General features: G+C 39.2%; 3 protein-coding genes. All 3 read left to right on the top strand.

All coding sequences use genetic code 11. The features are described from left to right. The first annotated feature begins 236 nt into the window (after positions 1-236). From B0B05_RS16180 to B0B05_RS16170, 3 genes are read left to right on the top strand one after another with little or no spacing between them, the layout of a single operon-like run. Complete coding sequence (locus B0B05_RS16180) at positions 237-659, top strand: organic hydroperoxide resistance protein (RefSeq protein ID WP_076784600.1); 423 nt, start codon at positions 237-239, stop codon at positions 657-659. An 8-nt stretch (positions 660-667) separates the two neighbouring features. Beyond that, positions 668-1,036: a DUF1304 domain-containing protein gene (locus B0B05_RS16175; protein ID WP_076784601.1), complete on the top strand. Its 369-nt coding sequence runs from the start codon at positions 668-670 to the stop codon at positions 1,034-1,036. Positions 1,037-1,043: 7 nt separating this feature from the next. Further along, positions 1,044-1,676: a nitroreductase family protein gene (locus B0B05_RS16170; protein WP_076784599.1), complete on the top strand. Its 633-nt coding sequence runs from the start codon at positions 1,044-1,046 to the stop codon at positions 1,674-1,676. The last annotated feature ends 376 nt before the right edge of the window (positions 1,677-2,052 follow it).

The following is a 2,052-nucleotide window of genomic DNA, read 5'->3' as shown; positions in this document are numbered from 1 at the left end:
TAGAAAAATGAATAGACTTAAAATTGAATTAATTTAATAATGCACTACGAGTGACAGTTGTATTTTCAACAGAAATTAATAAATTTATAACCCTAAATACTCCTTAAGGATTTATTCCAAAATGTCCAAGTTAGTTTGAAGATGTACACCTGTCGCTTACTGGAATCTATGAAAATATCGGAAGAGGAACTTTTGGAACTAAAAACAATAATTACTAAAATTTTAAATAAACAACAATGAAAACTTTGTATACAATCGGTGCTACCGCTACCGGAGGCAGAAACGGACATGTAAAAAGTGAAAACGGCATATTGGACCTTGAAGTACGTATGCCGAAGGGGCTGGGCGGAGCAAATGATGACTTTGCCAATCCTGAAATGCTATTTGCGGCAGGTTATGCCGCCTGTTTTGACAGTGCTTTGAATCTCGTTATAAAACAGGCAAAAGTACATACAGGTGAAACAACCGTAACGGCAAAAGTAAGCATCGGACAGTTAGAAAATGGAGGCTTCGGACTGGCGGCTGAATTGCATGCCAATATTCCCGAAGTGACATTGGAAGAAGCACAATTGCTGACAGAAAAAGCACATCAGGTGTGCCCGTATTCAAATGCTACACGCGGGAATATAGAAGTAAAATTAACCGTTTCCAATAATTAATTGCTGTGATACAGACAATCGCAATCACCCTGACGACCCTTGTTGCCCTGGAGCATGTATATATTGTATGGATGGAAATGTTCGCATGGGAAACCGCCGGCAAAAAGACATTCGGCGGATCATTGCCTGATAACCTGTTTGGCTCAACAAAAGGGCTGGCAGCAAACCAAGGACTTTACAACGGCTTTCTGGTAGCCGGCTTAGCCTGGTCTTTTCTGATTGATGATCCCGAATGGAGCATGAATATCCGCTTATTTTTCCTTGGGTGTGTGGCCGTAGCGGGTATTTTCGGAGCGTTAACGGCTTCAAAAAAGATATTCTTCGTACAAGCTCTCCCTGCCCTGATAACCATTCTGTTTATAATACTTTCAAAATAAAGATAATATGTCATTAATAGAAGATTTACACTGGAGACATGCCGTAAAGGCGTACAACCCCACAAAAAAAGTTAGTGAAGAAAACATTGATAAAATAGTAGAGGCTGCACGGCTCGCTCCTACCTCTTCAGGGCTGCAACCATTTAAGGTCATTGTGGTCAGAGATCAGGAGATCAAAGAAAAACTTGCCCAAGGAGCCCTGAATCCTGATTGTATGAGAGACTGTTCCCACGTGGTTATATTTGCCGCCTGGGATAGATATACCGCAGAAAGAATAGACAAAGTGTATGATTTTACAACTGATGAGAGAGGATTACCTAAAGGAAGGTTCAACAGCTATACCGATAAAATCAAAGATATCTATCTCAAACAGCCTGCGGAACTGAACTTTGCCCATACAGCCCGCCAGACGTATATCGCTCTAGGTCTGGCTTTGGCACAAGCAGCCGAATTAAGAATAGACACCACTCCGGCAGAAGGATTTAGCAATGAGGTAGTTGATAAAGTCTTGGAATTGGATAAATACGGGCTTAAAAGTGTTTCGCTTATGTATGTCGGATATGCAGATCCTGAAAAAGACTGGCTCTCAACCATGAAAAAAGTCCGGGTTCCAAAAGAGGAATTTGTTTTGAAATTTTAGTAATTTGATTAACTCATCCAGAATTAACAGAGGGAAATAAATTTTATTTCCCTCTTTCTAATTTTAATCCTTTCTTAGACCAATCTCTTAATTGTACTCCCCCTGCATTTCTAAAAATTTTAGTGATGCAAGTGAATTTAAAGACTGTAGAAAAGTCTTAGCTAAGGTGGCAGGCATTGGCTTTTTTTAGCGGTATTTGGCGATGAATAATCTTTATGGGCAATGCAGAAAACTAACGCTCTAAATCGGGAGAATTTACCCGCAACAAAATTATTTGTTTAACCTGTTGTGCATTTAGCACAAATTAATTTTTAACTTATTCAAACTTCTCTTGAAGACGAAAAAATTTAGATATTGAATCATGGTAAAAGAAGTT

The organism is Epilithonimonas bovis DSM 19482 (genome assembly GCF_900108115.1).
GTDB classification, from domain to species: Bacteria; Bacteroidota; Bacteroidia; order Flavobacteriales; family Weeksellaceae; genus Epilithonimonas; species Epilithonimonas bovis.
This window is presented reverse-complemented; position numbering and strand designations above follow the sequence as displayed.